At 67.0% G+C, this 25,271-nt stretch carries 24 protein-coding genes; 14 read left to right on the top strand and 10 right to left on the bottom strand.

The window, feature by feature from the left end; translation table 11 throughout:
- The first annotated feature begins 1 nt into the window (after nucleotide 1).
- Both ACED67_RS12925 and ACED67_RS12920 read left to right on the top strand, forming a co-directional pair.
- A complete protein-coding gene (locus ACED67_RS12925; protein WP_395542066.1) occupies nucleotides 2-655 on the top strand; it encodes an adenosylcobinamide amidohydrolase in 654 nt (217 codons plus the stop codon).
- Nucleotides 652-1,434 (top strand): cobalamin-binding protein, encoded by a 783-nt coding sequence (locus tag ACED67_RS12920; protein WP_395542065.1) that lies wholly within the window; start codon nucleotides 652-654, stop codon nucleotides 1,432-1,434. Before ACED67_RS12925 ends, ACED67_RS12920 begins: the two co-directional genes overlap by 4 nt.
- On the opposite strand, the gene ACED67_RS12915 is transcribed toward ACED67_RS12920, so the two are convergent.
- Both ACED67_RS12915 and ACED67_RS12910 read right to left on the bottom strand, forming a co-directional pair.
- The gene (locus ACED67_RS12915; RefSeq protein WP_395542064.1) at nucleotides 1,431-3,158 is read right to left on the bottom strand and encodes an ATP-binding protein; all 1,728 of its coding nucleotides are present in this window, start codon (nucleotides 3,156-3,158) and stop codon (nucleotides 1,431-1,433) included. The two genes, ACED67_RS12920 and ACED67_RS12915, sit on opposite strands and share 4 nt — an antisense overlap.
- Before the next feature lie 57 nt (nucleotides 3,159-3,215).
- Nucleotides 3,216-3,545 (bottom strand): DUF6476 family protein, encoded by a 330-nt coding sequence (locus ACED67_RS12910; RefSeq protein WP_395542063.1) that lies wholly within the window; start codon nucleotides 3,543-3,545, stop codon nucleotides 3,216-3,218.
- Between ACED67_RS12910 and ACED67_RS12905 the strand changes: the two genes are divergently transcribed.
- Both ACED67_RS12905 and ACED67_RS12900 read left to right on the top strand, forming a co-directional pair.
- Entirely contained in the window at nucleotides 3,544-4,623 is a 1,080-nt protein-coding gene (locus tag ACED67_RS12905) for an RluA family pseudouridine synthase (protein WP_395542062.1), read from the top strand. The genes ACED67_RS12910 and ACED67_RS12905 overlap by 2 nt on opposite strands.
- A 453-nt stretch (nucleotides 4,624-5,076) precedes the next feature.
- A complete protein-coding gene (locus tag ACED67_RS12900) occupies nucleotides 5,077-7,125 on the top strand; it encodes a potassium transporter Kup (protein ID WP_395542061.1) in 2,049 nt (682 codons plus the stop codon).
- A gap of 28 nt (nucleotides 7,126-7,153) precedes the next feature.
- On the opposite strand, the gene ACED67_RS12895 is transcribed toward ACED67_RS12900, so the two are convergent.
- Entirely contained in the window at nucleotides 7,154-7,624 is a 471-nt protein-coding gene (locus tag ACED67_RS12895; RefSeq protein WP_395542060.1) for a CYTH domain-containing protein, read from the bottom strand.
- Nucleotides 7,625-7,897: 273 nt separating this feature from the next.
- Between ACED67_RS12895 and rpoH the strand changes: the two genes are divergently transcribed.
- From rpoH to ACED67_RS12875, 4 genes are all read left to right on the top strand, one after another.
- Nucleotides 7,898-8,794, top strand: coding sequence for an RNA polymerase sigma factor RpoH (rpoH, locus tag ACED67_RS12890; protein WP_395542059.1), 897 nt, complete (start codon nucleotides 7,898-7,900; stop codon nucleotides 8,792-8,794).
- Between the two features lie 135 nt (nucleotides 8,795-8,929).
- Nucleotides 8,930-9,628 (top strand): phosphatidylserine decarboxylase, encoded by a 699-nt coding sequence (locus ACED67_RS12885; protein ID WP_395542058.1) that lies wholly within the window; start codon nucleotides 8,930-8,932, stop codon nucleotides 9,626-9,628.
- 21 nt (nucleotides 9,629-9,649) lie between these two features.
- Nucleotides 9,650-10,393 carry a CDP-diacylglycerol--serine O-phosphatidyltransferase gene (gene pssA / locus ACED67_RS12880; RefSeq protein ID WP_395542057.1) on the top strand — a complete coding sequence of 248 codons (744 nt, stop codon included), beginning with the start codon at nucleotides 9,650-9,652 and terminating at the stop codon, nucleotides 10,391-10,393.
- 71 nt (nucleotides 10,394-10,464) lie between these two features.
- Nucleotides 10,465-11,448 (top strand): Gfo/Idh/MocA family protein, encoded by a 984-nt coding sequence (locus ACED67_RS12875; protein WP_395542056.1) that lies wholly within the window; start codon nucleotides 10,465-10,467, stop codon nucleotides 11,446-11,448.
- A 106-nt stretch (nucleotides 11,449-11,554) separates the two neighbouring features.
- On the opposite strand, the gene ACED67_RS12870 is transcribed toward ACED67_RS12875, so the two are convergent.
- The 3 genes from ACED67_RS12870 to ACED67_RS12860 are packed head-to-tail and all read right to left on the bottom strand — an operon-like array spanning nucleotide 11,555 to nucleotide 15,741.
- On the bottom strand, nucleotides 11,555-13,774 hold the full coding sequence (locus ACED67_RS12870) for an RNA degradosome polyphosphate kinase (RefSeq protein ID WP_395542055.1): 2,220 nt from the start codon (nucleotides 13,772-13,774) through the stop codon (nucleotides 11,555-11,557).
- Nucleotides 13,775-13,819: 45 nt separating this feature from the next.
- The gene (locus tag ACED67_RS12865) at nucleotides 13,820-14,500 is read right to left on the bottom strand and encodes a P-loop NTPase family protein (protein WP_395542053.1); all 681 of its coding nucleotides are present in this window, start codon (nucleotides 14,498-14,500) and stop codon (nucleotides 13,820-13,822) included.
- On the bottom strand, nucleotides 14,497-15,741 hold the full coding sequence (locus ACED67_RS12860; RefSeq protein ID WP_395542052.1) for an AI-2E family transporter: 1,245 nt from the start codon (nucleotides 15,739-15,741) through the stop codon (nucleotides 14,497-14,499). The genes ACED67_RS12865 and ACED67_RS12860 overlap by 4 nt, the downstream gene beginning before the upstream one ends.
- A 208-nt stretch (nucleotides 15,742-15,949) precedes the next feature.
- Here ACED67_RS12860 and ACED67_RS12855 point away from each other — a divergent pair, with 208 nt between their 5' ends.
- The 3 genes from ACED67_RS12855 to ACED67_RS12845 are packed head-to-tail and all read left to right on the top strand — an operon-like array spanning nucleotide 15,950 to nucleotide 17,406.
- Complete coding sequence (locus tag ACED67_RS12855) at nucleotides 15,950-16,213, top strand: PepSY domain-containing protein (RefSeq protein ID WP_395542051.1); 264 nt, start codon at nucleotides 15,950-15,952, stop codon at nucleotides 16,211-16,213.
- A 21-nt stretch (nucleotides 16,214-16,234) separates the two neighbouring features.
- Nucleotides 16,235-16,894, top strand: coding sequence for a cytochrome b/b6 domain-containing protein (locus ACED67_RS12850; RefSeq protein WP_395542050.1), 660 nt, complete (start codon nucleotides 16,235-16,237; stop codon nucleotides 16,892-16,894).
- Nucleotides 16,891-17,406, top strand: coding sequence for a helix-turn-helix transcriptional regulator (locus tag ACED67_RS12845; protein ID WP_395542049.1), 516 nt, complete (start codon nucleotides 16,891-16,893; stop codon nucleotides 17,404-17,406). Before ACED67_RS12850 ends, ACED67_RS12845 begins: the two co-directional genes overlap by 4 nt.
- Before the next feature lie 29 nt (nucleotides 17,407-17,435).
- On the opposite strand, the gene ACED67_RS12840 is transcribed toward ACED67_RS12845, so the two are convergent.
- Complete coding sequence (locus tag ACED67_RS12840) at nucleotides 17,436-17,831, bottom strand: helix-turn-helix domain-containing protein (RefSeq protein ID WP_395542048.1); 396 nt, start codon at nucleotides 17,829-17,831, stop codon at nucleotides 17,436-17,438.
- Nucleotides 17,832-17,898: 67 nt separating this feature from the next.
- Between ACED67_RS12840 and ACED67_RS12835 the strand changes: the two genes are divergently transcribed.
- Together ACED67_RS12835 and proS are read left to right on the top strand one after the other, a co-directional pair.
- Complete coding sequence (locus ACED67_RS12835) at nucleotides 17,899-19,164, top strand: MFS transporter (protein WP_395542047.1); 1,266 nt, start codon at nucleotides 17,899-17,901, stop codon at nucleotides 19,162-19,164.
- 173 nt (nucleotides 19,165-19,337) lie between these two features.
- On the top strand, nucleotides 19,338-20,678 hold the full coding sequence (gene proS, locus ACED67_RS12830; RefSeq protein ID WP_395542046.1) for a proline--tRNA ligase: 1,341 nt from the start codon (nucleotides 19,338-19,340) through the stop codon (nucleotides 20,676-20,678).
- A gap of 118 nt (nucleotides 20,679-20,796) precedes the next feature.
- Here the strand turns inward: proS and ACED67_RS12825 are convergent, their stop codons facing one another.
- Nucleotides 20,797-23,046: a hypothetical protein gene (locus ACED67_RS12825; RefSeq protein WP_395542045.1), complete on the bottom strand. Its 2,250-nt coding sequence runs from the start codon at nucleotides 23,044-23,046 to the stop codon at nucleotides 20,797-20,799.
- A gap of 67 nt (nucleotides 23,047-23,113) precedes the next feature.
- Between ACED67_RS12825 and trhA the strand changes: the two genes are divergently transcribed.
- Nucleotides 23,114-23,848, top strand: coding sequence for a PAQR family membrane homeostasis protein TrhA (gene trhA, locus ACED67_RS12820; RefSeq protein WP_395542043.1), 735 nt, complete (start codon nucleotides 23,114-23,116; stop codon nucleotides 23,846-23,848).
- On the opposite strand, the gene ACED67_RS12815 is transcribed toward trhA, so the two are convergent.
- Both ACED67_RS12815 and ACED67_RS12810 read right to left on the bottom strand, forming a co-directional pair.
- Nucleotides 23,849-24,850 carry an NAD(P)-dependent alcohol dehydrogenase gene (locus ACED67_RS12815; RefSeq protein ID WP_395542042.1) on the bottom strand — a complete coding sequence of 334 codons (1,002 nt, stop codon included), beginning with the start codon at nucleotides 24,848-24,850 and terminating at the stop codon, nucleotides 23,849-23,851.
- Between the two features lie 93 nt (nucleotides 24,851-24,943).
- The gene (locus ACED67_RS12810; protein ID WP_395542041.1) at nucleotides 24,944-25,213 is read right to left on the bottom strand and encodes a hypothetical protein; all 270 of its coding nucleotides are present in this window, start codon (nucleotides 25,211-25,213) and stop codon (nucleotides 24,944-24,946) included.
- Between the last annotated feature and the right edge of the window lie 58 nt (nucleotides 25,214-25,271).

Here is a 25,271-nt window from a genome sequence, read left to right as displayed (position 1 = left end):
CGTGATCACGCTTGTGCTGGACCGGCCCTGGCTGGTGGCGCGTCTGCCGCAGCAGATGCGCGTCCTGTCCCATGCGCCGCAGGGGGCGGGCTATGTGGCCACCGATTGCATTGTCTGGCGCGAGGTGCGCAACGCCGAACTGACGCAGGATTTCGACGTGGAAAGCTGGTTCGCCGGGCAGATGCGGCACTTTCCCGGCGCGGTGGGCATGATGACCTCGCGCGATATCGGTCTGCACGTCCGAGACGCGGCCGAGGTCGAGGGGATAGGCGCCGAAACCGTGGTGACGCTGGGCCTGTCCAATGCCGAGGCGGTGGGCACGCGCCTGCTCTGGCACAGCGCCGATTACGGCACGATCAACCTTCTGGTCGCCACCGATGCCGCCCTGACCGAAGCGGCCCAGCTTGAGGCCTTGACCATCGCCGTTCAGGCCCGCACCGCGGCGGTCATGGATCTGGACCTGCCTTTGGCGACGGGTCGCGCCACTGGCACGGGCACGGATTGCGTGGCTCTGGCCTGCCTGCCGGGGGCAGGGCGCTATGCCGGGTTGCACACCGCCACGGGAGAGGCGATTGGCGCGGCCACGCGCCGGGCCGTGTCGCGCGCGGCGCAGGAGTGGCGGCGCTGGCGCGATGCCAAACGGGCGGGCGGATGAGCGGCGCGCAACGCATCGTCTGCCTGACCGAAGAGACGGTCGAGACGCTCTATCTTCTGGGCCAGTCGCATCGCATCGTCGGAGTCACCGGCTATGCCGTCCGCCCGCCGCAGGTGCGGCGCGAAAAGCCGCGCGTAGGGGGTTTCACCTCGGCCGATGCCAAGAAGATCGTCGCGCTGGAGCCCGATCTGGTTCTGTGTTTCTCGGATCTTCAGGCCTCGATCGCCGCCGAGCTGGTTACGGCGGGGATCGAGGTTCATGTCTTCAATCAGCGCGATGTCGCGGGCATCCTGCAGATGATCCGAACGCTCGGGGCGCTGACCGGCTGTGCAGGCACGGCAGAAGCTATGGCGCAGGGCCATGAGGCGCGGCTGGCCGCCCTTGCCGCCACGCCCCGCGCCGCAAGGCCAAGGGTCTGGTTCGAGGAATGGGACGATCCCTTGATCTCGGGCATCGGCTGGGTCTCGGAGCTGATCGGCATCGCGGGGGGCGAGGACATCTTTGCCGAACGCGCCCGCGCCGCCGCTGCCGGCGACCGTATCGTGACGCCGGATCAGGTTCTGGAGCGCGCGCCCGAGGTCATCCTGGCAAGCTGGTGCGGCAAGAAGCTCGTCCCTGCGCGCATCGCCGCGCGGACAGGCTGGGCCGATCTTCCCGCCATCCGCGCCGGCCGGGTGCATGAGATCAAGGCGCCGCTGATCCTTTCCCCTGGTCCCGCCGCGCTGACCGAGGGTCTGGCGGCCATCCATCGGGCGCTCTGGGATGCGCCACCGCCCTAAGCGGCGGGGAGGTGGCGGGCCAGTTCGGCCAGAAGCTGTTCGGGGTCGATCGGCTTGACCAAAACCCCGTCCATCTGCGGCAGATCGGCCACTGTGGCATCGGCGGTCATGGCCACGACCGGGACGCGGGCATTGCGCCCGCCCATGGCGCGGATCGCGGCCAAAGTTTCCACACCGTCCATGCCGGGCATGTTCAGATCCAGAAGCACAAGATCGACGGTATCCTCGTCCAGAACCTCCAGCGCCATCGGCCCGTTCTCTGCTTCCAGCACGCGGGCCTGGCTGGGCCGCAGATGCATGGCCGCGACCAGCCGGTTGGTGGCGATGTCATCCACGACCAGTACCGTGCGCCCGCGCAAGTCGCCCGCGCGGGGTGTCCCCGGTAGGGCTAGAGCGTCGCTTCCGTCGACAAGCCCGGTGGGCAGCCAGAGCCGGAAACGCGCCCCGGCCTCGCCCGCGGGCGTTGGCACCAGCGTCACATCGCCGCCCATCTGCCGCGCAAGGGCGCGGCAGATCGTCAGGCCCAGACCGGAGCCCTGCGCCCCGGCGCGGCCGCGCCGGAAGGGTTCAAACACCAGTTCGGCTTCGGCCTCGGTGATGCCCGGCCCGCTATCCGCCACCTCGACCGCAAATCCCGGGCTGTCGGGCGTCAGGCTGACCCGCACCGACCCGCCGCCGCCATGTTTCAGCGCGTTGGCCAAGAGGTTCGCCAGGCATTGCCGAAAGCGTTGCGGGTCAAGCCGGACCAGCGGCGGAAGCCCGTCGGCGATGGTCAGCATCAGGGCCGAGCGCTGCCGCGCCGCATTTTGCCGGAACAGCGCGACCGCCGCCGAAAGTTCGGCTTGCGGATCAACCGGCCGCGCGCGCAAGCCGAGCCGGCCATCGGCGATGGCCGACATGTCCGTCGCATCGTCAAGGATCGTCGCGAGGTCGCGTGCAGCCCCCACAAGATGCGCCAGCTTGTCGCGCTGCTGAGAGTCCGTGGCCTCGGCCCAGGCGGCATGCCCCATGCCAAGCACTGCGTTCAGCGGGGTGCGCATCTCATGGCTCAGAACGGCGAGAAACCGGCTTTTGGCCGCATCGGCGCGGATCGCCCGCGCTTCCTGCGCGCGCATGGCGCGGTGCAGGCGGTTGTTCGACAGCATGGCGATGAACGTATAGGCCAGGCCGCAAAAGGCTGCCACTGCGGCCAGGGCAAGGCCCAGCGGATTTTCCTGGCCGATCCAGTACAGTGTGTTGAAGACAATCACGGCCAGCGCCACCGCCGCCAGCCCGCACAACCCGGTCGGCAGGTGGATTGAGCGCACGGCAGAAAGGTGCAGCAAGGCGCTCATGATCATGCCGACGGCCAGCGCCTTGGAATAGGGCGCGTCATGCATCCAGACCAGGCCCGCCGCCGAAGCGAAGGCAAGCTCAGCCGTCGCCACCAGTGCCAGCTGCAACCAATAGGGTCCAAGATCCAGCGCCTTCTGCTGTGGCCCGTCGGCAAGCTTGGCAGCGCCGCTCAGTCCGGCGAGGGACAGCCGATGACTGGCGGTTTCGGCGCAGATATTGACCACGGCCAGAACGGCCACCAGCCCCGGGGGCAGATAGATCAGGCAAAGAGCGAAAGCCATGAAGGTCAGGCCGATCCGCTCGGGAAATTCGCGGCCCAGAATTTCGGCCTGCCAGAGGATCTCCGCCGCCTCGTCGCCCGGCTCCGGTTCGGGTAGTTTGAGGTCCAAGGCGGGGTTCTCCCAAGGCAGGGGCAGGAATCAGTTGGCCGTCCCTGCCGCCTGCGGTCAACCCCCTGCCGCATCCCCCACGACAGCTCCGGCATCTACATCCTGACGCAAGCTGCCATCGCTGCCATAGATCAGGATGCGGCCGGAGGTCGTCACCACCGCCGTCCAGCCCTGGCCGAAAGTCACGGCGCTGGCCGTCTCGCCCGCCGGCAGTGCGATCGTTTCGGGCAGTCGGGGCAGGGGCGCCATCGCGCCCGGCATTCGGGTGACAAGCAGCCAGACCACGGTTATGACACCGCCGATCATTGACAGCGTCAGAAGAAGGACCAGCGCCTTCAGCACGCGCAGCGAGGGGGGCAGCGTCTCCCCGTCAGGAGCATCGGCCATGGGCGAGCCTTTCGATGACGATCTGCCGGCCGAAGGATCGGCCCGGGCGCTTGAAGTGGTTCTCGGCGCGGATGCGCCTGCCCGCCTTGATAAGGCGCTTGCCGAGGCGGTGCCAGAGGAAGCGGCGCTGTCGCGGTCGCGCCTGGCCCGGATGATCGCGGAAGGCGCGGTCAGCCGGGGCGGGGTGGCGGTGCTGGACCCCAAGACCAGGGTCGGGCCGGGCGAGGTCTGGACCCTGCGGCTGGACGCACCGGTCGTGACTGAATTGCAGGCCGAGGCGATTCCGCTGGCAGTGGTCTATGAGGATGACGAGCTGATCGTGATCGACAAGCCTGCGGGCATGGTCGTGCATCCCGCCCCGGGCAGCCCATCGGGAACCTTGGTCAATGCGCTGATGCATCATTGCGGCGACAGCCTGTCGGGGATCGGCGGCGAGAAGCGGCCGGGCATCGTCCACCGCATTGACAAGGAGACCTCGGGTCTTCTGGTCGCGGCGAAAAGCGACCGGGCGCATCACGGGCTGGCGGCGCAGTTCGAGGCGCATTCGGTCAAGCGGCATTATCTCGCACTGGTCCATGGCGTTCCCGCCTCGTCCGATCCGCGGCTGCGCGGCTTGCAGGGCCTGGGCTTCGAGACCGGCGGCGTCATCCGCATCGCCACCAATCTGGCTCGCCACCGCACAGACCGGCAGCGCCAGGCAGTGTGCTGGCCGCCCGAGGGTCGCCATGCCGTGACGCGGGCGCGGGTGACCGAAGGCTTCGCCGGGCAGGCGGCGCTGGTCGATTGCTGGCTGGAAACCGGGCGCACCCATCAGATCCGCGTCCACATGGCCTATGCAGGCCACGCGCTTCTGGGCGATCCGGTCTATGGCAGCGGGCGGCGGAAACTGTCGGACAAGGTGCTGGGGGCAGAGGCGGCGGCGCTGGGCAATGGCTTTGCGCGCCAGGCCCTTCATGCGGCGACGCTGGGATTCGTCCATCCCGTCAGCGGCGTGGAGATGGATTTCGCCTCTCCCTTGCCGCCCGATCTCGCGGGGCTTCTGGCCGCGTTGCAAGGCGCGACCATGGGCGGGGCCTGATCGCGGCAACCGCGCCTGCGACACTTCGTCCGCCCGCCAAGGCCGTGGGGCGCTAGGAAAGGAAGAGTTTGCCGAAGAAGTGATGATCAGACGGTCCTGCAACTCGGTTGCGGGCTGTCGCCGGGGTCTCTGGCGCGCATTCTTACCTCGGTCAAGACTGCGGTGAGAGGGGGACAGGCCTGCCTGCTGCCTTCGCAGCCGCAGCATCTTGCCGCTCGCGCCCGAAGCGCGTAAAATTGATTCCAGTCAGCGGCCTGCCGCCGCATCTGACGCTGGAGATGCACCGCCCCCCGGCCAAAGGGGGTTCACCGGCACGATCCCCCCGGCCCCTGCCGGAAGCACCGCCTGCCAGCGGAGCGGGATCCTCGCAAGACCTGATCCACGTCGCGCGCGACAGGATCGGTCGGCGGTGCCACTCTCTGACCACCCTCTCTGCTCACATGGTGACAGTCCGTGACCCATGATTCCGAGGCGACCGGTTCCGACCCGACCCCGGCCCCCAAAACTGTCGGCACGCCGCCGAAGACGATTCCGCCCGGCCTGGGCCTGACGCGGGCCTTGCCCCATCCTGATGACGAGGCGGCGCTGGATATTGCCGACTATCTGCGCTCGGAACAGGAAGGCGCCGCCGATATCCATCAGGGCGACGCGACCCGTCAGGGTCTGGCCGCGCTGACGCTGGGGGCGATCGGCGTGGTCTATGGCGATATCGGCACCTCGCCGATCTACGCCTTCCGCGAGGCGATGCGCGCGACCGGCGTGGCCGAGCCGGGCCCGGCCGAAGTGCTGGGCATCCTGTCGCTTTTGATCTGGTCGCTGATCCTGATCGTCACGGTCAAATATGTCTTCGTCCTGCTGCGCTTCGACAACCGAGGCGAGGGTGGGATCCTGGCGCTTTATACGCTGGCGCGGCTGGCGATCGGCCGGCGCTCTCTGCCGCTTCTGGCATTGGCCATCGCGGGGGCCGCGCTGTTCGCGGGCGATGCCGCGATCACGCCCGCGATCTCGGTCCTGTCTGCGGTCGAGGGCATGGGCCTCGTGCTGCCGTCGCTGGAGAGCTATGTCATTCCCGTGACCCTGGCGATTCTGGTCGGCCTGTTTGCCATCCAGCGCAGCGGCACGGCAAAGGTCGCGCTTCTTTTCGGGCCGATCACCGCCGTCTGGTTCCTGGTCCTTGCGGGAATGGGCATCTGGCACATGTGGGAGACCCCCTGGGTGATCTCGGCCTTCTCGCCGGTCTGGGGCATCAAGTTCCTGCTGCACCATACCGAGGTTGCCTTCATCGTGCTTGGGGCGGTCTTTCTGGCCGTAACCGGGGGCGAGGCGCTTTATGCCGATCTGGGCCATTTCGGCCGTCGCCCGATCAAGATCGCCTGGTTCGGCCTCGTGCTGCCCTCGTTGGTGGTGAATTATCTGGGGCAGGGCGCGCTGGTCCTGGCCCATCCGGGTGCGGCGGGCGATTCCTTCTTTGCCATGGCCCCGTCCGGCTTCCTGCCCATCCTTGTGCTTCTTGCCACCATGGCCACGGTGATCGCCAGCCAGGCGGTGATCTCGGGGGCCTTCTCGATGGCGCGGGGGGCGATGCAACTGGGCTTCCTGCCCCGGCTGCGCATCCGCCACACGGCCGAGGGGCAAAGCGGCCAGATCTATCTGCCCGCGGTCAACTGGCTCTTGCTCGGGGGCGTGCTGTGGCTGGTGCTGGCCTTCGAAAGCTCGACCGCGCTTGCCTCGGCCTATGGCATTGCGGTCACCGGGACCATGGTGCTGACGACGGTGCTTGGCGTTGTCTTCCTGGTGCGTTCTGGGCGGCTCTCGCTGGTGGCTGCTTTGGCCCTGGCCGCACCCATCGCCGTGGTCGAATGGGTCTTTCTTGCCTCGAACCTGACCAAGATCGGCGATGGCGGCTATGTGCCGGTCATGGCCGCGATGGTGGTGGGCCTGGCCATGGGCTGCTGGTGGCGCGGGGTGCAACTGGTCAATGCTCGCGTCCACAAGCTGGCGGTGCCGATGGACACATTCGTCCGGGCCATGGCCAAATCCTCGGCCCATGTCATTCCGGGCACCGCCTTTTTCCTGACCGGCGATCCCGATGTCGTGCCTTCGGCGCTGCTGCACAACCTCAAGCACAACCGCGTCCTGCATGAACAGACCGTCTTCCTGACGGTCGAGACCCTGCGCGTGCCCTATGCCACCGCCGAGGAACGCGCGAGCCTGGACCATCTGGGCGGGCGCTTCTCGCGCCTGACCCTGCGCTTCGGGTTCATGGAGACGCCGAATGTCAGCCGAAGCATGGGCCATGCCCGCCAGGTCGGGCTGAAATTCGACGTGATGGCATCGACCTTCTTCCTGGGCCGACGCCGCGCGGTGGCGACGGGGCGTGGTTTCGAGCTGCTGCTGGACAAGATCTATGTCGCTCTGACACGGTTTTCGGCAGATCCGACCGATTTCTACCACCTGCCGCGCGACCGCGTGGTGGAACTGGGCGAACGGGTGGCGATCTGAGGCAGGCCCGGGGGCAGACCCCGGTCGTTTAGGCCACGGCCATATGTGCGCGGATCAGGCTGATCTTGCGCCATTCCTCGCGGCCGGTGACCTCTTCGCCCAGCCAGTCGGGGCGGTCGAAGGCCTGGTCGATCGAGGCCAGTTCGATCTCGGCCACCTCGATCCCCGCCAGCGCGCCGTGATAGCAGTCGATCTCCCAGGTCACCTTGCCCAGCGGCACATAGTGGCGGGTCTTCTCGATCACCACGCCAGCGCAATGGTTGGCCAGAAGGCTGCGCGCATCCGTCAGCGGGATCGGGTATTCGAACTCGTCCCGGGCCAGCCCGCGACGGGCGCCCTTGACCGTCAGCGTCGCCTGGCCGTCAGCGATGCGGACGCGCACTTTGCGGCCATCCGATGCAGCGGCGATCAGACCGTCGGTCAAATGGGCGGAGTGGCTGACATTGCTGCGCCAAGCTTCGGAACGGAGCAGGAATTTGCGTTCGATTTCCAAGGGCATGGCAGGACGACGTCAGATCTCATCCGGGGCGGGCGCGCCGCGGGGCAAGGCGGAACCCAAGACGCGCGGGCACGTTATGCCAGCAAGTCGCGGATTTGGCGAGAGGCGACTGACATTGCCGTGAATCGCCTGACATAAACGCAGCGTCCCGACGGAACCGCACCTATCTTGCGTTCATACACTTGTCCCGACCTGCTTGAATCACCGGGACAGGATGCATAATTTTGCTTGTTCCCGGGGGCTGATGGCACCGGGACAGAACAGGGGGCAGAGATGAGCACCTACGCGAACCTTCCGGCGCCAAGTCCCGAACAGGGCTTGAACCGCTACATGCAGGAAATCCGCAAATTCCCGCTTCTGGAACCGGAAGAGGAATATATGTTGGCCAAGCGCTGGGCGGACCACCAGGATTCCAACGCGGCGCATAAACTGGTCACCAGCCACCTGCGCCTCGCCGCCAAGATCGCCATGGGCTATCGTGGCTACGGCCTGCCGCAGGCCGAAGTGATTTCCGAGGCCAATGTCGGCTTGATGCAGGCGGTCAAGCGCTTCGATCCCGAAAAGGGCTTCCGTCTGGCGACCTACGCGATGTGGTGGATCCGCGCCTCGATCCAGGAATATATCCTGCGGTCCTGGTCGCTGGTGAAGCTGGGCACGACCTCGGCGCAGAAGAAGCTGTTCTTCAATCTGCGCAAGGCCAAGGCCAAGGTCGGCGCGCTGGAAGAGGGCGATCTGCGGCCCGAAAACGTTGCCCAGATCGCCAAGGACCTTTCGGTGACCGAACAGGAAGTGGTCGAGATGAACCGCCGCCTTGCGGGTTCGGATGCCTCGCTGAACGCCACCGTCGGCGGCGATGGCGAAGGCGCGACCCAATGGCAGGACTGGCTTGAGGATGAAGACAGCGATCAGGCTGCCGACTATGCCGAACGCGACGAGCTGGACACCCGTCGCGCGCTTTTGGCGCAGGCCATGTCGGTCCTGACCGATCGCGAGAAGGATATTCTCGTCCAGCGACGCTTGTCGGACGAGCCGGTGACGCTGGAGGATCTGTCCGAGAATTATGGCGTTTCGCGCGAGCGGATTCGTCAGATCGAGGTGCGGGCCTTCGAGAAATTGCAGGGCAAAATGCGCGAACTGGCCAAGGGCAAGGGGATGGTCGTCCCCGCCTGAGGCCGGGTCCGATTTTTCGTCGAAAAATCGGGCGCCCTCGGTGATCAAAGGTCGCGCTCCTTACTGGGGCGCGGCCTTTTTCATTGCCCGCCGGGGTTGCAGCGTCTATCAGGCGCGGTCAAAGGAAAGGTACCCATGTCCGTCTCGATGCTCTCGACCTTCGTCAAGCCGATGCACCGCGAAGGCATTCCCTTCGTCGCTGGCTTCGCCGCCGCCACGCTGGTGCTGTTCTGGATCTGGGAACCTCTGGGCTGGCTGGGCCTCGGCCTGACCGTCTGGTGCTATTACTTCTTCCGCGACCCCAAGCGCGCGGTGCCGTTGAACCGGGGTCTGGTGGTCAGCCCCGCCGATGGGCTGGTAAGCCTGATCGGCCCCGCGGTGCCGCCGCCCGAGCTGGGCCTTGGCCCCGAGGCGCTGACCCGCGTTTCCGTCTTCATGTCGGTCTTCAACTGCCACGTGAACCGCGCGCCTGTCGCGGGCCGGGTGACCGCCGTGGCGTATCGCCCGGGCAAATTCCTCAACGCCTCGCTCGACAAGGCGTCCGAAGACAATGAGCGCAACGCGCTGGCGATCGAGTTGGACGATGGCCGCAAGCTGGCCGTCGTGCAGATCGCGGGCCTGGTCGCCCGGCGCATCGTCTGCTGGACAAAGCCCGGCCAGACCCTGCGCACCGGGGAACGCTTCGGACTGATCCGCTTCGGCTCGCGTCTTGATGTCTATCTGCCCGCCGGAATCATGCCGCAGGTGGCGCTGGGGCAGACCTGCGTGGCGGGCGAGACTGTGATCGCCGTGCTGGGCCAGGACGCCCCGCAGCGCATGGCAAGCGAAGACTAGGCCGACAGCGAGGGCAAGCGCATGGATGACGACCTGACAGACGAGGGGCGGCGCGATCCGCAGCTTCTGCTGATCCGGCTCTTGCCGAATTTCGTCTCGATCCTCGCGCTCTGCGCCGGGCTGACCGCGATCCGCTTTGCCATCGCCGGCAATATCAGCCTCGCGGTCTTTCTCATCGCGCTGGCCGCCGCGCTTGACGGGGTCGATGGCCGCCTGGCCCGCATGCTGCGCAGTGAAAGCGCCATCGGCGCCGAACTCGACAGCCTGTGCGATTTTGTCAATTTCGGCGTGGTGCCGGGGCTGGTCCTTTACCTCTGGAGCCTCAAGGCCGAGGTCGGCCTTGGCTGGATCGCCGTGCTGATCTATGCGGTCTGCTGCATGTTGCGGCTGGCGCGGTTCAATGTCGGCAACCGCAAGGCCCAGCCGGAAGAGAAGACCAGTTTCACCGGCGTGCCCTCGCCTGCGGGCGCGCTGCTGGCGCTGTTCCCGATCTACCTGACCCATGTGCTGCATTGGGAAATGCCGCCGCTGGCGGTTGCCATGTGGATGGTCGGTGTCGGCGCGCTGATGATAAGCCGGTTGCGCACCCCCAGCCTAAAGCGCATCCGCATCGCGGCAAGCCTTGCGCGCTATGCGCTGGTGCTGGCCGTCGCGGCGGTGGCGGCTTTGATCACCTATCCCTGGCAGACGCTCTTCCTTTTGTCGCTTGCCTATCTCGCGGGCATCGCCGCATTGGCGCTGCGCAACCTCTGGCGCGGGGCCTGATCGCGCTGGCCTTGCGCCAGACCGCCCGCAGGCATAGCCTTTAGCGCAAACATCACCTGAGGAGGGCGGGCATGGCACCGGTGCGTTGGGGCATTCTTGGGGCTTCGAAATTCGCCCGCGACCATATGGGTCCCGCGATCCATGCCGCTCATGGGGCGGAACTCGCAGCGCTGGCCACCTCGTCCGCGGAGAAAGCGGGGGGGTTCCGCGCCTTTTGCCCTGCGCTCCGGGTTCATGACAGCTATGAGGCGCTGCTGGCCGATCCAGAGATCGACGCGCTCTATATCCCGCTGCCGAACCATCTTCATGTCGACTGGACGCTCAAGGCGCTGGCGGCGGGCAAGCCCGTTCTGACTGAAAAACCCATCGCGTTGAAAGCCGAGGAGATCGACCGCATCATCGCCGCCCGCGATGCGGCCGGGCTCTTGGCCGCCGAGGCCTATATGATCGTCCACCACCCGCAATGGCAGCGGGCGCGCGATTGGTGCGCGGCGGGCGAGATCGGCGAGATCGTCCATGCCGATGCCCAGTTCAGCTTTCGCCTGACCGATCTGGAGAATATCCGCAACCGGCCCGAGGCGGGCGGCGGGTCCTTGCGCGACATCGGCGTCTACACTTTCGGATCGGTGCGTTTCGTCACCGGGGCCGAGCCGGTGGAAATGTCGTCCCGGCTGATCCGCGACAACGGGATCGACAGTTTCGCCCATGTCTTCGGCACGATGCGCAATGCGAAGGGCAGCTTCACCTATGCTTCGACCACGTCAATGCGGGCCTATAACCGTCAGGTCGTGACGATCCAGGGCACGACGGGGATGATCCGGGTCGAGGGCGGGCCGTTCAATGCCAATGTCAACGATCTGGCCCGGGTCGAATTGCATCAGAACGGCAATCGCGTGATCACCGACCGCTTCCCCGGCGTGAACCAGTACAAGCTTCAGGTCGAGGCCTTCGGCCGCACGCTTCGCGAGGGGGCCGCCTGGCCCTGCCCGCTGGAATTCGTGCGCGGCACACAGGTGATGATGGACATGGCCTATGCCAACGCGGCCGAGGTCTGACGGCAAGTCTGTGCCGCGCTAGGCTTGCCCCGGAGGGGGCTTGCCCCCCTCCAGACCTCCCCGCAGGATATTCGCGCCTCGGTGAAGGGCCCGGCGGAAGGGCGCGTCAGGTGCCCGCCGCCTTTGCCGGGCCGGTCGCCGGGGCAGGGTCGATTTCGCGCACATGCAGAAGCTTGGGCGCATCCTTTGCACCTGCCGTACCCCGCCCCGAAAGCGAGGGGTTCTTCATGAAGAAGTGGTGGCAGTTGAACGGGATTTCGCCGGCCGCCGGCAATTCGCGCGCATAGCTGCCATCCGCCGCCAGCACCCAGCTCTGCGCCTCGTCGGCAAGGTTCGCCGCCATGATCTGGCTCAGGATCTGAGTCTTGACCGTGGGGTTCAGCGCCTCGACCAGGGTTTCGACCCGGCGGTTGAGATTGCGCCCCATCCAGTCGGCCGAGGAAAAGAAGACCCGTGCCTTCATCGAGGGCAGGGGGTGGCCATTGGCGAAACAGACAATGCGGGAATGTTCCAGGAACCGTCCGACGATGGATTTCACCCGGATGTTCTCGGACAGGCCTTTGATCCCCGGCCGCAACCCGCAGATGCCCCGGATGACAAGGCTGATCTTCACGCCCGCCTGGCTTGCGGCGTACAGCGCGTCGATCACCTCGGGGTCGATGACCGAGTTCATTTTGGCCCAGATTTCGGCGGGCTTGCCCGCACGGGCATGGTCCGCCTCACGCGCGATCAGCTCCAGCAGGCGCGGCTTGAGCGTGGTGGGCGAGATCGCCAGATTCTCCAGCCCCTCGGGCTGCACATAGCCCGACAGGAAGTTGAACACCTTGGTCGCATCGCGGCCAAGCGCTGCATCGCAGGTGAAGAACGAAAGGTCGGTATAGATCCGCGCGGTGATCGGGTGATAGTTGCCGGTGCCGTAATGGGTATAGGTGACCAGCGTATCGCCTTCGCGCCGCACGACCGTGCTGATCTTGGCATGGGTCTTGAGATGCATGAAGCCATAGACGACATGCGCGCCCGAGCGTTCCAGGCGCCGCGATTGGCGGATATTCGCGGCCTCGTCGAAGCGCGCCTTCAATTCGACCAGTGCCGTTACCGACTTGCCGGCTTCGGCCGCCTCGCAGAGCGCGCTGACGATGGGGCTGTCCCAGGACGTGCGGTACAGCGTCTGCTTGATCGCGACGACATTCGGATCGCGTGCCGCCTGTTCCAGATAGCGGATCACCATGTCGAAGGTTTCATAGGGGTGATGCAGAAGGATGTCCTTCTGCTTGATCGAGGCGAACATGTCGCCGTCATTGTCCTGCACCCGTTCCGGCACGCGCGGGGTGAAGGGCGGCCACAAAAGGTCGGGGCGCGAGCTGAGGACCAATTCCTTGAGGTCGGCCACGCCCAACATGCCCTTGACCTCGACCACCTCGTCGGGGGCGATGTGCAGCTCTTCGTTGATCATCGCCTGCAGGTCGTCAGGCGCGCCCGAGGACAGGGTCAGCCGGATCACCTCGCCGCGGCGGCGGCGCTTGAGCGCGGTCTCGAATTCGCGCACCAGGTCTTCGGCTTCCTCTTCCACTTCAAGGTCGCTGTCGCGCAGCACGCGGAAACTGCAATGGCCGCGGTCAGCATAGCCGGGGAACAGCATCTCGAGATGCAGGAGAAGCAGTTCCTCGAGCGGCAGGAAGCGGTGCTCGCCCTCTTTGTCGGGCAGGGGGATGAAGCGGCGGACCTGCTGGGGAATCGGCAGCAGCGCCTTGAGCGGGCGGTGGTCGGCGACGCGCTCCAGCGACAGCGCCAGGCAAAAGCCGAGATTCGGGATGAACGGGAAAGGATGCGCCGGATCGATTGCCAGCGGCGACAGGACCGGGAAGACATTGGACAGGAAATGCTGTTCCAGGAACTTCAGATCCTTCACCCCCAGCTTCGAGCGGGTGAGGATGGTGATGCCCGCCTCTTCCATCTCCTTGCGCAGCGCGTTGAAGGTGGTCTGCTGGCTTTGCATCAGGCGGCGCGCATCGGCATGGATCAGCGTCAGCTGTTCCGCCGGGCTGCGGCCATCTTCGGAATGGCCGGGCGTGCCGTTGCGGATCAGGGCGCGCAGGCCCGCGACGCGCACGGTGTAGAACTCGTCCAGGTTGGTGGCCGAGATCGACAGGAAGCGCAGCCGTTCCAGAAGTGGTACCGCGGGATTGTCGGCCTCTTCCAGAACCCGCCAGTTGAAGGCAAGCCAGGACAGCTCACGGTTGAAGAAGCGACGCGGGCCGGTGATTTCCTCCTGGGAAATCTCGATCGGCGCGGGGAACGGGGATTTAAGGAAATCTGCCTGGGTCATGGTGTCTGGCTTATGCCGCAAGGGGGGTGACTCTTTTGTGACAGATCACCATTCCGGCGCATCCATGTCCAGAATCTCGGCGGCTAGGCGCAGGGTGATCGGGCGGGCCTGGGCCAGAGAGCGCGCATCCAGCTCTGCCACGATGGCCCGCGCGGCGGCAAAGCTGCGCGGCATCCGCGCGACCAGCCAGGGCAGCAGGGCGGGCTGAACCGCAAGCTGGCGGTCAGCGAAGAGTTTGGCCAGCAGTTTGGCCAGCAGCGCGTCGTCCGGCGGATCCAGCCTTGTCAGAGGGGCGGCCTGCATCCGGCTGAGAAGATCGGGCAGGCGCAATCCCCAGTCGCGCGGCGGGGTGCGGGCCGTCAGCAGCAGATGACCGGCCCGCGTCGCGATATTGTGCAGGTGGAACAGGGCTTCCTCGGCGGCAGGATCGCCCGCGACGCGGTCGGCATCCTCGACCACCACGGCCCGCCCTTCATCCAGCCGGGCCAGATCGGTGGCGACAAGATCGGCCCCGGTCAGCGGCAGCGCAGCGGTATCGGCGGCCCAGATCGCCGCCAGATGGGTCTTCCCCGCGCCTTGCGGCCCGACCAGCAGCATCTTGCGCCCCGGCCAGTCCTGCCATTGGTCCAGCGCCGCCAGTGCCAGCGCATTGGCACCGGAAATGGTGAAATCCGCCCGCGTCAGGTTTTCTTGCGCGGGCAGGTCGAAGGTCAGTTGACGGATCACGCCCCGCTGCCCTTTTCTGCTGCTTTGCGCGGCGGCGCGGCCCGTTTGGCCGCAGGCTTGCGGCGCGGAGCCGGCTGCGGCGCGGCCTCGTCGGTCGTCACCGTCGCGCCCTGGGGCGCGACCGAGACGATCACCTTGCCCTCGGGCGGCACGTCAAGTTTCAGCGCCAGATGCGCGGGCGCGGACTGCGACGCCGCGCCGGTGAAGAGCCGGCTCTCGCGATATGTCTCGACGGCGAAGCGGATGAACACGCCAATCGAGGCCGCGACTGGCACCGCGACCAGCATGCCGACAAAGCCGAAAATCGAACCGAAAACCGACAGTGCGAACAATAGCCACACCGGGTGCAGCCCGACCGATTTCCCCACGAGCTTGGGGGTCAGGATATTGCCCTCGATGAACTGCCCGGCGGCGAAGATCGCGCCGACGATGCCGATCGACACCCAGTCGCCCCAGAACTGGAACAGCGCCAGCCCGATGGCCAGAACGCCCCCGACCAGCGCGCCGACATAGGGAATGAAGGTGATCGTGCCCGCGATGGCGCCGACAATCAGGCCGAATTGCAGCCCCGCCAGCATCAGCGCGACCGAGTAATACAGGCCAAGTAGCAGGCAGACCGAGACCTGCCCGCGCACGAAGCCCGCCAGAACCGCGTCTATCTCGCGTGCGAGGCGGCGGATCACCGGCGCATGATCGCGCGGCAACAGGCTGTCGACCCGCTCGATCATCTGGTCCCAGTCAAGCAGCAGGTAGAAGGCCACGACAGGAACGACCAGCAGGAAGACCACGGCCGAGACGACGCTCAGGGCCGAGGAGAAGACGGCATTGACCAGCTCGCCGCCCTTCGACTGCACGGTCGCGCCGATGTCGGACAAGGCTTGCCGCAGGGTCGAGGTGCTGTCGGCCAGCTGCGGGAATTTCTCCAGGACAAAGCCCTGCATCCGCTTGGAGATCTCGGGCGCCGCGTTCACCAGCGCGACCGCCTGGTTGATCAGCGTGGGAATGATCGCCAGCACTGCCAGCACGACGATCAGCGCCGCGCCCAGCGCGATCGCCGCCGTCGCCGCCGTGCGCGACAGGCCCATCCGCTCCAGCCTGTCGGCGACCGGGTCCAGGAAATAGGCCATCGCCCCGCCGACAAGGAAGGGCAGCATCACATTGCCAAGCGCATAGAGCAGCAGCAGCAGGACCACCGCCACCACGCCCCAGTACTTCGCTTGTTCCCGGACCGGCAGGGCCATGACGTCTCCTTTTCCTTTCAGATGGCAGAGCGATGGGCATGGCGCAAGGCCCATGGCCAATGGGCGGCAAACCGCCGTCAGCCCTTGCTTATGCCCCCCGCCGTAATCCCTCCTCGGATCGACGGGCGCGGCAAGGCAGGGCATCTGACCGGCAACCGGGGCGCGGTGCCCCGGTCCCGAGCAGCGACTGATTGAAAGGCTGAACCAGATGACCCGCATGATTGCCCTTGCCCTTGCCCTGACCGCCGCGCCCCTTGCGGCGCTGGCCATGCCCGTGGTGGGCGATGTGGTCGGCACCAACCCGACCGACGCGACCGCCGCCCTGAAGGAAAAGGGCTGCACCGTGACGGAATTCGAGGCCGAGGACGGCAAGATCGAAGCCAAATGCACGGACGACGCCACCGGCAAGGCGATGGAAGTCTATATCGATCCCGCCTCGGGTGCCGTCGCCGAGATCAAGGGCAACGACTGATCCCGTAAGGAGGGTTCAAAGATGACCGTGCTTCCCCTTCGCAAGACCGACGCCCTGCCCGAAACCCAGTCGCCCCCTGCGCTCTGGGACCCCGTGGTGCGGCTCACGCATTGGTCCGTCGCCGTGATCGTGCTGGCCAATGCGCTGTTCACACGGGGGGGAAGCACGCTTCACGTCTCTTTGGGCTGGGCGGGCATGGCGATCCTGGGCCTGCGCCTGATCTGGGGCCTGATCGGCCCCAAAGAGGCGCGGTTTTCCGCCTTTCCGCCCAATCCGGTTGCGGCGCTGCGCCATCTGGGGCAGCTTGCGAAAGGGCAGCCCGAGACGCATCCCTCGCACAACCCGGCAGGGGCGGCGATGGCCTATGCGCTCTGGGCCTGTCTTGCCGTGGTGATCGCCACGGGCCTTGTGATGACCCATGGCCGCACGCCGATGCAGGTGGCGGCGGATCAGGCGGCGGTGGCCAGCGGCGACTGGTCGGCGCTGGTCAAGGACGGCGGCGGGGCGGAGGAAGACGATGGCGCGCTGCGCCATCTTGCATGCGAGGTGCATGAAGTGGCGGCCAATCTGATCCTGTTCCTGGCCTTTCTGCATGTGGCGGGGGTGGCGATGGAAAGCCGTGCGATGCGGCGCAATCTTCTTGCCCCCATGCTCACCGGACTGCGTGGCCGTCACAAATGAGCGCCGATCTTTCCGCGGCCGCGCGGCGGCAAAGCGTTGCGCTGACCGGCTTTCTGGCGGTGCAGTCGCTGGCCGCGGTGTTCTTCATCGGCGACGTCGTGGCCGATTTCCGCGCCGATCCGGCCTCGGTGCATGTCATCTTCGAGGGGCTGGTGACGCTGGCTCTGGCCCTGGGCGTGATCTTCGGTGCCTTCGCGCTGCGCCGCACGCTGGAAACCCTGCGCGCCCAAGAGGCCGCGCTGGACGTGGCGCGCGGCGCGCTGGGCGCGGTGATCGAAACCCAGTTCCAGGCCTGGGGCCTGACCCCGGCCGAGCGCGACGTCGGCCTTCTGGCGCTGAAGGGCCTCGACGTGGCCGAGATCGCCGAACTGCGCGGCGCGGCGCAGGGCACGGTGCGGGCGCAACTGACCCGGATCTATTCCAAGGCGGGAGTGTCCGGCCGCGCCCAGTTCGCCGCCTTCTTCGTCGAGGATCTGCTGGGCGAGGGCTTGCCCAAGGCGCAGGCGGTGTAGGGCGGGGTACGTCCGGTCTCAGCGTGGTCTCAGGCCGGTTTGCCCGCCGCCGCGACCAGCCGCCGGAACGACGGGCATTCCATATGCGACGGCGCTGTGCAGGCGACCATATGCTCCAGCGTGTCGCGCAGCGCCGTCAGCTCCGCGATCTTCGCCCCGATCTCGGCGGCTTTGCGCTGCAACACTGCCCGCGGCAGGTTGGGCAGGCCGTCACAGCCGAACATTCCCCTGATTTCGTCCAGCGTGAAGCCTGCGGTCTTGCACAGGGCGATCACCCGCAATTGCAACAGGACCTCGGGCGGAAACTGCCGGCGCAGCCCCTTGCGCCCGACCGAGGCGATCAGCCCCGCCGCCTCGTAATGCCGCAGCGCTGAGGGCGCGGTGCCTGAGGCGGAGGCGACTTCGCCGATATCCAGATAGCGCATGTTGACCTCAAGTTGGCTTCAAGTGGCACGATGCTGGCGAATCGAACCACAGGCAAGGACCACTTGGATGGACAAGGTCACCCCCGGGGCGCGGGATGCGAGGGCGGCAGGGGCGCAGGATGGCGCGGGGCGCGGCGGCGGCGGGGCAGGACCGATGGCGGCGCTGGCGCTGGCCATGCTGCTGGCGGCACTGGGCACCAGCATCGCCAATGTCGCCCTGCCGGCGCTGGCTCAGGATCTGCACGCCCCCTTCGCCCGGGTTCAGGCGGTTGTCACCGCCTATCTGGCGGCGCTGACCCTGTCGGTGGTGGTGGCGGGGTGGCTGGGCGACCGGCTGGGCATGCGACGGGTGCTGGCCGCGGGCCTGTCGCTCTTCGCGCTGGGCACCTTGGCCGCTGCCCTGGCGCCGGGTCTGGCCGGCCTCGTCGCCGCCCGGGCGGTGCAGGGCATGGGGGCAGCCGTGATGATGGTTCTGGCCATGGCGCTGATGCGCCAGACCGCCGGCGCCGGGGCGGTGGGCCGCGCCATGGGGCTTCTGGGCACCGTCTCGGCCCTTGGCACGGTGCTTGGCCCGGTTCTGGGCGGGGCACTTCTGCCGCTGTCCGGCTGGCGGACGCTGTTCTGGCTTCAGGTGCCGCTGGCGCTGCTGGCGTTGGGCATGACGCTTGGTCTGCTGCCGCGGGGCAGGGGGGTGCCCGCCCGGCCGGGCCAGGGCCTGTTCGCGGGATTCGACCGCGCGCTCCTGCCCAATCTGGCGGTCAACCTTCTGGTCGCAGCGGTGATGATGGCGACCCTGACCGTCGGCCCGTTCTATCTGACTGGTGCGCTGCATCTGACCGCGCCACAGGCCGGTTTGGTGATGGCGGTCGGGCCGGCGCTCTCGATCCTCAGCGGATTTCCCTCGGGCCGGCTGGTGGACCGTCTCGGCCCGGCGCGGGTGCTGACAGCGGGGCTTATGCTTCTGGCCACCGGTGCGGCGGCCCTGGCCTTGCTGCCCGGCCTGGCGGGTGTTGCCGGCTATGTGGTGGCGCTGGCGCTGCTGACTCCGGGCTATCAGTTGTTCCAGGCGGCGAACAACACCAGCGCCCTCGCCGACCTGCCCGAGGGTCGGCGCGGCACCGTCTCGGGCCTGCTCGCGCTGTCGCGCAATCTGGGCCTGATGGCAGGGGCTGCGGGGCTGGGCGCCGTCTTCGCCCTAGCGGCGGGCGATCCGGTCCAGGCCAGCGCCGCAGCGCTGACCCATGGCCTGCGCCTGACGTTCCTGACCGGGGCCGGACTGGCCCTGATCGGCCTAGCGCTGACCCGACCGCCCTGGCACAAGGTCCGCGCCTGACCGGGTGCGGGCGGCAGGGCGGGGTTAAGAAATGATGAATCGCCTAGTGCTAACTCATTGAAATATATCGCACCTACCCGCCGTCCCACCGTGGGACATCGCCGCCTTCTTGCCCGGCGCTCCGCTTCCCGCTAGGAACACCTCCGACCCTCATGCTCATAAGGCCGCGACCCATGCGTCTGACCCGCTACTTCCTGCCCGTCCTCAAGGAAAACCCCGCCGAGGCGCAGATCGTCTCGCACCGCTTCATGCTGCGGGCGGGGATGATCAAGCAGCAGGCGGCCGGCATCTATTCCTGGCTGCCCTTGGGCTACCGCGTGTTGCGCCGGATCGAGCAGATCGTGCACGAGGAACAGCAGCGCGCCGGGCATATCCCGCTTCTGATGCCCACGCTGCAACCCGCCGATCTGTGGCGCGAGTCGGGCCGCTATGACGATTACGGCCAGGAAATGCTGCGCATCAAGGACCGGCACGAGCGCGACATGCTCTACGGCCCGACCAACGAGGAGATGATCACCGACATCTTCCGCGCCAACGTGTCCTCCTACAAGGACCTGCCGCTGACGCTCTACCACATCCAGTGGAAATTCCGCGACGAGATGCGGCCGCGTTTCGGCGTCATGCGCGGGCGCGAGTTCCTGATGAAGGACGGCTACAACTTCGACCTCGACCGCGACGCCGCCCTGCATGCCTACAACCGCCACATGGTCAGCTACCTGCGCACCTATGAACGTATGGGCCTGACCGCGATCCCGATGCGCGCGGCCTCGGGCCCGATCGGCGGGGACAACACCCATGAATTCCTGGTCCTCGCCTCGACCGGCGAGAGCGAGGTCTTCTATGACGACCGCGTCACCGCGCTGAAGCTGGGCGCGCGCGAGATTGACTATGATGACCGCGCGCAGGTGGCGAAGGTCTGCGAGGAGTTCACCACCCTCTACGCCCGTACGGACGAAACCCATGACGGCGCGGTCTTCGACCAGGTCCCCGAGGCGCACCGCAAGGTGGCGCGCGGGATCGAGGTCGGGCAGATCTTCTACTTCGGCACGAAGTATTCCGAGGCGATGGGGGCCACGGTCACCACGCCCGACGGCGCGAAAGTGCCGGTCGAGATGGGCTCGCACGGGATCGGCGTCTCGCGGCTGCTGGGCGCCATCATCGAGGCCAGCCATGATGAGAAGGGCATCATCTGGCCCGAGGGCGTGACGCCCTTCCCGGTCGGCATCGTGAACCTGAAGCAGGGCGACGCGGCGGCGGATGCGGCCTGCGAGGCGCTGGAGAAGGCGCTGCTGGCCAAGGGGCTGGAGCCGCTCTACGACGACCGCGACGAGCGGGCCGGGGCCAAGTTCGCGACGATGGACCTGATCGGCCTGCCCTGGCGGATCACCGTCGGCCCGCGCGGCCTGGCCAATGGCGTGGTGGAACTGACCAGCCGCCGCACCGGCGAAAGCGAGGAGATGTCGCCCGAGGCGGCGGTGGCCAAGGTCGCCGAAATCTACGCGGCCCATCCCTGAGCGGTTTGACGAGGGGAAGTGTCCCACGGTGGGACATTTCCCGCCGCAAGGGATTTCAAGGGCTTGGCCCGGCCATATTAACCCGGCCTTAATCTTCGGCGGCGGGACCCCCGCGACGCTAGTCCGGCTGGTTGCGCTGAATGAGGCCGGTTATGGCGGCGGCGGCAAGGGCGGTGACGATCCATCCCCAGACCGCCAGCACCATGGTCAGGACCCGCGTTGTCAGGCCCTGCCATGTGACGGTGGACTCGGTCCAGGCCGCTTGCTGCCCGATATCGACCAGGGGCACGAAAACATCGAAGGCATAGGCGAGCGAATAGAAGGTCTCGTAATGCTGCGCCGGGGCGGTTCCGGTCCAGCCCGGGGTGGGGGCCGTGGCGTCCTGGTCCATCGCCTGCCGCCAGTCGGGCGAGGTCAGGATGACATCGGAATTCGGCACCATGACCCCCGCCTGCCAGCCGGCCCCGTAGACCAGCGCCATGAACCCGACCGTCAGGGCCATGACGTACAAGGCCCGGTGCGGCGCGTGGCCATGCCCGACCACGGCGGAAAGAAAACCGCTTCTGATCCGGTTTGTCAGGTTCGCGAGGCGGCACGATATCGCCCGGCCAAGCATCCGGTTGCGGAAATCCTGCCGGGCCAAGGCCAAGTCGGTCGATGCCGGTGGAGCGGGCGCCCCTTGCGGCTGCGCCAGCGGGGCGTGGAGCAGTTTGAACAGGTCCAGCACTCTGGTCGCGTCGTCAGCATCGCTGGCGGGCAGGGCTTTGGCTGCCTGCACGACCTTTTCCCATCGCTCTGCCGTGATGGTCCGGCTCAGCAGCCGAATTTGTCGGGCAAAGCGGCGGCGGGCGCGATTGGCCTGGCGGCTATGCCGCGCCTCGGCCTCGGCCTGCGCGATCAGCACCCTGCGCGCCTCGGCCGCGTGGCCCGTCTGCCGCAGCACCCGGGCGAGTTGGCTGTAGGGCTGGGGTCGGAATTCCCCTTGCCAGACCGAGCCTATTTCCAGCCATCTGCGGCGGGCGGCGAGGCCGGTGTTGTTGCCCCCATCGATCCGATCATAGGTGAAACCGTCGAGGATCAGGTTGTCAGTCACCGTGGGCCAGCTCGACGCGTCATCCACCAGATCGCCCACATGAGCGCCGGACAGGCTGACAAGGCCCTGTGGCGGTCCAGCAAGGTGGCGGAAGAACAAGCCTTCAGTCACGCGCATCCGCTGCGCGCTCAGCGCTAGGTCGCCGCGACCGTCAAAATGTGCGCCAGTGCAGTCAAGCTGCCCACCGATCTTCGCGCCGTTTAGGGCAATGGTGCCCTTCGCGGTCACGCTGTCGAAGATGAGGTTTTCTTCGACCTCCATCCCTTGCGCGCTCAGCGCCTTGCTGTCGGCACCGTCAAAATTGGCGCCGGTGCAGTCAAGCTGACCGCCGATCCTTGCGCCGTTTGCGTCAATGGTGCCCTTGGCGGTGAGGCTTCTAAGGAAAAGGCTTTCTACAGTCTTGACCCCTTGGGCCGACAGCGCCGCGCCGCCGCCACCGTCAAAACTGGCGCCGGTGCAGTTTAGCTGTCCGCCAATCTTTGCGCCGTCTAGGGCAATGGTGCCCTTCGCGGTGAGATCTTTGAGGAAGATGCCTTCTCCAGTCTCGACCCCTTGCGCTTTCAGTGCCGGTTCGCTGCCACCGTCAAACTTCCCCCCGTTACAGGAAAGCTGGCCGCTGATCTTGGCGCCAGTTAGGTCCAACGTGCCTTTTGCGGTCAACTTGTTGAGAAAGAGATTCTGCCCGGTCGCAACCCCCTGCGCATCCAGAGCTTCGACCCCGGCACCGTCGAAGGCAGCGTCCGAGCACGAAAATTGCGCGCCAATTGTCGCGCTGTTCACCGAAACAGAGCCCGTCGATCGGGCACGGCGCAGGAACAGGCTGGCGTCGATTTTCGCCCCTTGCGCCGTCAGGCCGGGAAAAGCGCTGTCTTCAAGGTCCAATTGCCGAAGGTGGGCGTTGTAGAAGCTGGGTTTCGTGTCGAACCGGCAGAAATTGAGCAGCGTCTGGCCGCGCGCGGCGCAATAAGAGAGGTCGAGTTCGCCAGCGATCCAGCCGCCTACCACGCAGACGCCGGTTTCATGCAGCCCGCATTCCGGCGTGCCGCCCGTGATCAACAGGCGCAGCAGGGGCGCACGGATGCTTGTGGCGTCTGTCGCGGCACTGGGAAGGGAGGGGTTTTCGGGGTCGCAGAGGACGCAGGGTTCCCCGGCCCGCATGGCGCTGATCAACTGGCGCTCGGCTTTGGTCGGGGCATCGGCGCCGGACAGCGCCTCGAACTCGGCTAGATTTCTGAACATCGCGACCGCCTTTGCTGCGCCGGGCAGCGTCGCCAATTCGGGCGCGTCACGCAAGGGTCGGCTGGGGAAGGGAAGGCCCGGGGGGTGACCCTGCGTCAGGGGCGTGCGTGCCGCCTTGCGGCAGGGCCGGGCGCGGGTCATCTTCTATCGACCCTTCGCCTTGAAACTGGATGCCATGACGCTCGACGCCCGCCATCCGCGCCTGTTCAAGCGCCCCTTCTCGACCGGAGAACTGCTGGCCGACGGGATCGTGCACGCGCTGGCGCTGCTGGCCGGGCTGATCGCCTTTCCGCTGTTGCTGTTCCACGCGCTTCAGACCTCGGGCCTGGGCGTCGTGGCGGCGCTGTCGGTCTATGCGGCGGGGTTCTTCCTGATGTTCGGCTTCTCGCTGGCCTATAACATGACGCCGCCTTCGGCGCTGAAATGGCTGCTGCGGCGGTTCGACCATTCGATGATCTATGTGATGATCGCGGGCACCTACACCGCGGTGATCCCGCATCTGGAGCATGCGGCCTGGGCCTGGGCGCTGGGCATCGTGGTCTGGACCGGGGCGGCGCTGGGGATTCTGGTCAAGGTCGTGCTGCCCGGTCGCTATGACCGGCTGTCGATCCTGGCCTATATCCTTTTGGGTTGGGTGGGCGTCATCGCGATTGGCCCGGTCTCGGCGGCGCTGCCTGCCGTCTCGTTCTGGCTTCTGGCGGCGGGTGGGCTGACCTATGTGGCGGGGGTGGGCTTCTATGTCTGGAAGGGGCTGAAATTCCACAACGCCATCTGGCATATCTTTGTCGCCATCGCTGCGGGGCTGCATTTCGCTGCCATCGCTGTGTCGGTGGCCTGATCAGGGCCGATCGTCTGCCGCCATCACCACCACGACCGAGCCGCGCTTGTGGCCACTGTCGCACAGCGCATGGGCCTGGGCGATCTGGTCAAGGGACAGGGGGGCCGAGACGACGGGCCGGATTGCCCCCTGCCGGTGCAGATCGAGCAACCTGTCCAGCGCCTTCGGCCCGTCATCGGTGGTCGACGCGGTGATCCGATGCGTTCCCCGGCGCGGGCGCAGGGCGCCGCCCAGCATCGCGCCAAGGCTTGCTGTCGCGGGCATCAGCACACCGCCGGGGGCCAAAAGCGCCTTTGATCGCGCATAGGGCAGGGTGCCCGCAAGATCGAGGATGCCGTCCCATCGGCCCTGGGGCGGGCCTTGCCGATAGTCATGGCAGGCGGATGCGCCAAGGCCGCGGGCGAATTCGTGGTTCTCGGTCCGGCAGATCGCGGTGGACACAAGGCCCAGGTGGCGGGCGATCTGCAGGGCGGCACAGCCGACCTCGCCCGTCGCGCCATTGACCAGCAGGCTTTGGCCCGGGCGCAGCGCGGCCTTGTCCAGCAGGAAATCCGCCGCAGTGAGCCCGCCGAACATCAGGGCGGCGGCCTCGGCCTCGCCGAGAGATTCAGGGGCGGGTCGCAACCGGGCAGGGTCGATCTGAAGGTGGGTGGCATGGGCGCCCATTGCCATACCGGTATTGCCCATGACGCGGCTGCCTGCCGCCAGGCCGGGCGCGGGTTCGATCAGCCTGCCGCAGAAGAACATGCCCAGCACCGGCTGGCGCGGGCCGGTCAGGCCGAAGGCCAGGCGCAGCATGGGGCCAAGGCCGCCGGGTGCGCGGGCGGCGCGGATGCGGGCGTCCCCCACCGTGACCGCGGCCGCCAGAACCTGCACCGGAACCAGTCCGGGTTTGCGCGGGGGCAGGAGCTGCGTCTCAACCCGGATCGCCTCGGGCGGGCCATAGCGGCGCAGAAGGGCGGCCTGGCGCAACGAGGGGCAAGGAATGGGGCTGTCCTGCATGGCCCTTCCTGCCCTGGCTGCGTGGCGCGGTCAGGTCTGGAATGCGTGACCCGGGCGGCGCGACACGGCAGGGCCGCGACGCCCGGGCTTCGATCACTTGGACAGTTCGGCCATCATCGCGTCCATCGCCTTGCAGGCGGCCGCCAGATCTTCGCCGGCGCCCTTGGCCTTTTCCGTTACCTCTTGCAGCTTCGGCGTCAGGTCCAAGAGCTTGCCCGGATCGGCCGCGCCGACCTCGGCCACCTTTACGGCCAGATCGGCGACTTTCTTCTGTGCTTCCGACGGGGTGCAGGCGGTCTCTTCGGTGCAGGCGCCAAGCGCTGCGACGGTGGCAAGGGCCGCAAGAAGCGGAAGGATACGCATGTCAGTCTCATGTCGGGCTGGGAACGCCGCGCGATGGCGGTGAGGCGGGTGATGGCAC

This window comes from Neotabrizicola paludis (genome assembly GCF_044142105.1).
Lineage (GTDB): Bacteria > Pseudomonadota > Alphaproteobacteria > Rhodobacterales > Rhodobacteraceae > Pseudogemmobacter.
This window is presented reverse-complemented; position numbering and strand designations above follow the sequence as displayed.

Bases quoted from the DNA above. Each gene is read 5' to 3' on its own strand.
- ACED67_RS12920 (WP_395542065.1), top strand. From the start codon at position 652: ATGAGCGGCGCGCAACGCATCGTCTGCCTGACCGAAGAGACGGTCGAG.
- ACED67_RS12905 (WP_395542062.1), top strand. From the start codon at position 3,544: ATGGGCGAGCCTTTCGATGACGATCTGCCGGCCGAAGGATCGGCCCGG.
- ACED67_RS12910 (WP_395542063.1), bottom strand. From the start codon at position 3,545: ATGGCCGATGCTCCTGACGGGGAGACGCTGCCCCCCTCGCTGCGCGTG.
- ACED67_RS12895 (WP_395542060.1), bottom strand. From the start codon at position 7,624: ATGCCCTTGGAAATCGAACGCAAATTCCTGCTCCGTTCCGAAGCTTGG.
- rpoH (WP_395542059.1), top strand. From the start codon at position 7,898: ATGAGCACCTACGCGAACCTTCCGGCGCCAAGTCCCGAACAGGGCTTG.
- ACED67_RS12885 (WP_395542058.1), top strand. From the start codon at position 8,930: ATGTCCGTCTCGATGCTCTCGACCTTCGTCAAGCCGATGCACCGCGAA.
- pssA (WP_395542057.1), top strand. From the start codon at position 9,650: ATGGATGACGACCTGACAGACGAGGGGCGGCGCGATCCGCAGCTTCTG.
- ACED67_RS12875 (WP_395542056.1), top strand. From the start codon at position 10,465: ATGGCACCGGTGCGTTGGGGCATTCTTGGGGCTTCGAAATTCGCCCGC.
- ACED67_RS12870 (WP_395542055.1), bottom strand. From the start codon at position 13,774: ATGACCCAGGCAGATTTCCTTAAATCCCCGTTCCCCGCGCCGATCGAG.
- ACED67_RS12860 (WP_395542052.1), bottom strand. From the start codon at position 15,741: ATGGCCCTGCCGGTCCGGGAACAAGCGAAGTACTGGGGCGTGGTGGCG.
- ACED67_RS12855 (WP_395542051.1), top strand. From the start codon at position 15,950: ATGACCCGCATGATTGCCCTTGCCCTTGCCCTGACCGCCGCGCCCCTT.
- ACED67_RS12850 (WP_395542050.1), top strand. From the start codon at position 16,235: ATGACCGTGCTTCCCCTTCGCAAGACCGACGCCCTGCCCGAAACCCAG.
- ACED67_RS12845 (WP_395542049.1), top strand. From the start codon at position 16,891: ATGAGCGCCGATCTTTCCGCGGCCGCGCGGCGGCAAAGCGTTGCGCTG.
- ACED67_RS12840 (WP_395542048.1), bottom strand. From the start codon at position 17,831: ATGCGCTATCTGGATATCGGCGAAGTCGCCTCCGCCTCAGGCACCGCG.
- ACED67_RS12835 (WP_395542047.1), top strand. From the start codon at position 17,899: ATGGACAAGGTCACCCCCGGGGCGCGGGATGCGAGGGCGGCAGGGGCG.
- proS (WP_395542046.1), top strand. From the start codon at position 19,338: ATGCGTCTGACCCGCTACTTCCTGCCCGTCCTCAAGGAAAACCCCGCC.
- ACED67_RS12815 (WP_395542042.1), bottom strand. From the start codon at position 24,850: ATGCAGGACAGCCCCATTCCTTGCCCCTCGTTGCGCCAGGCCGCCCTT.
- ACED67_RS12810 (WP_395542041.1), bottom strand. From the start codon at position 25,213: ATGCGTATCCTTCCGCTTCTTGCGGCCCTTGCCACCGTCGCAGCGCTT.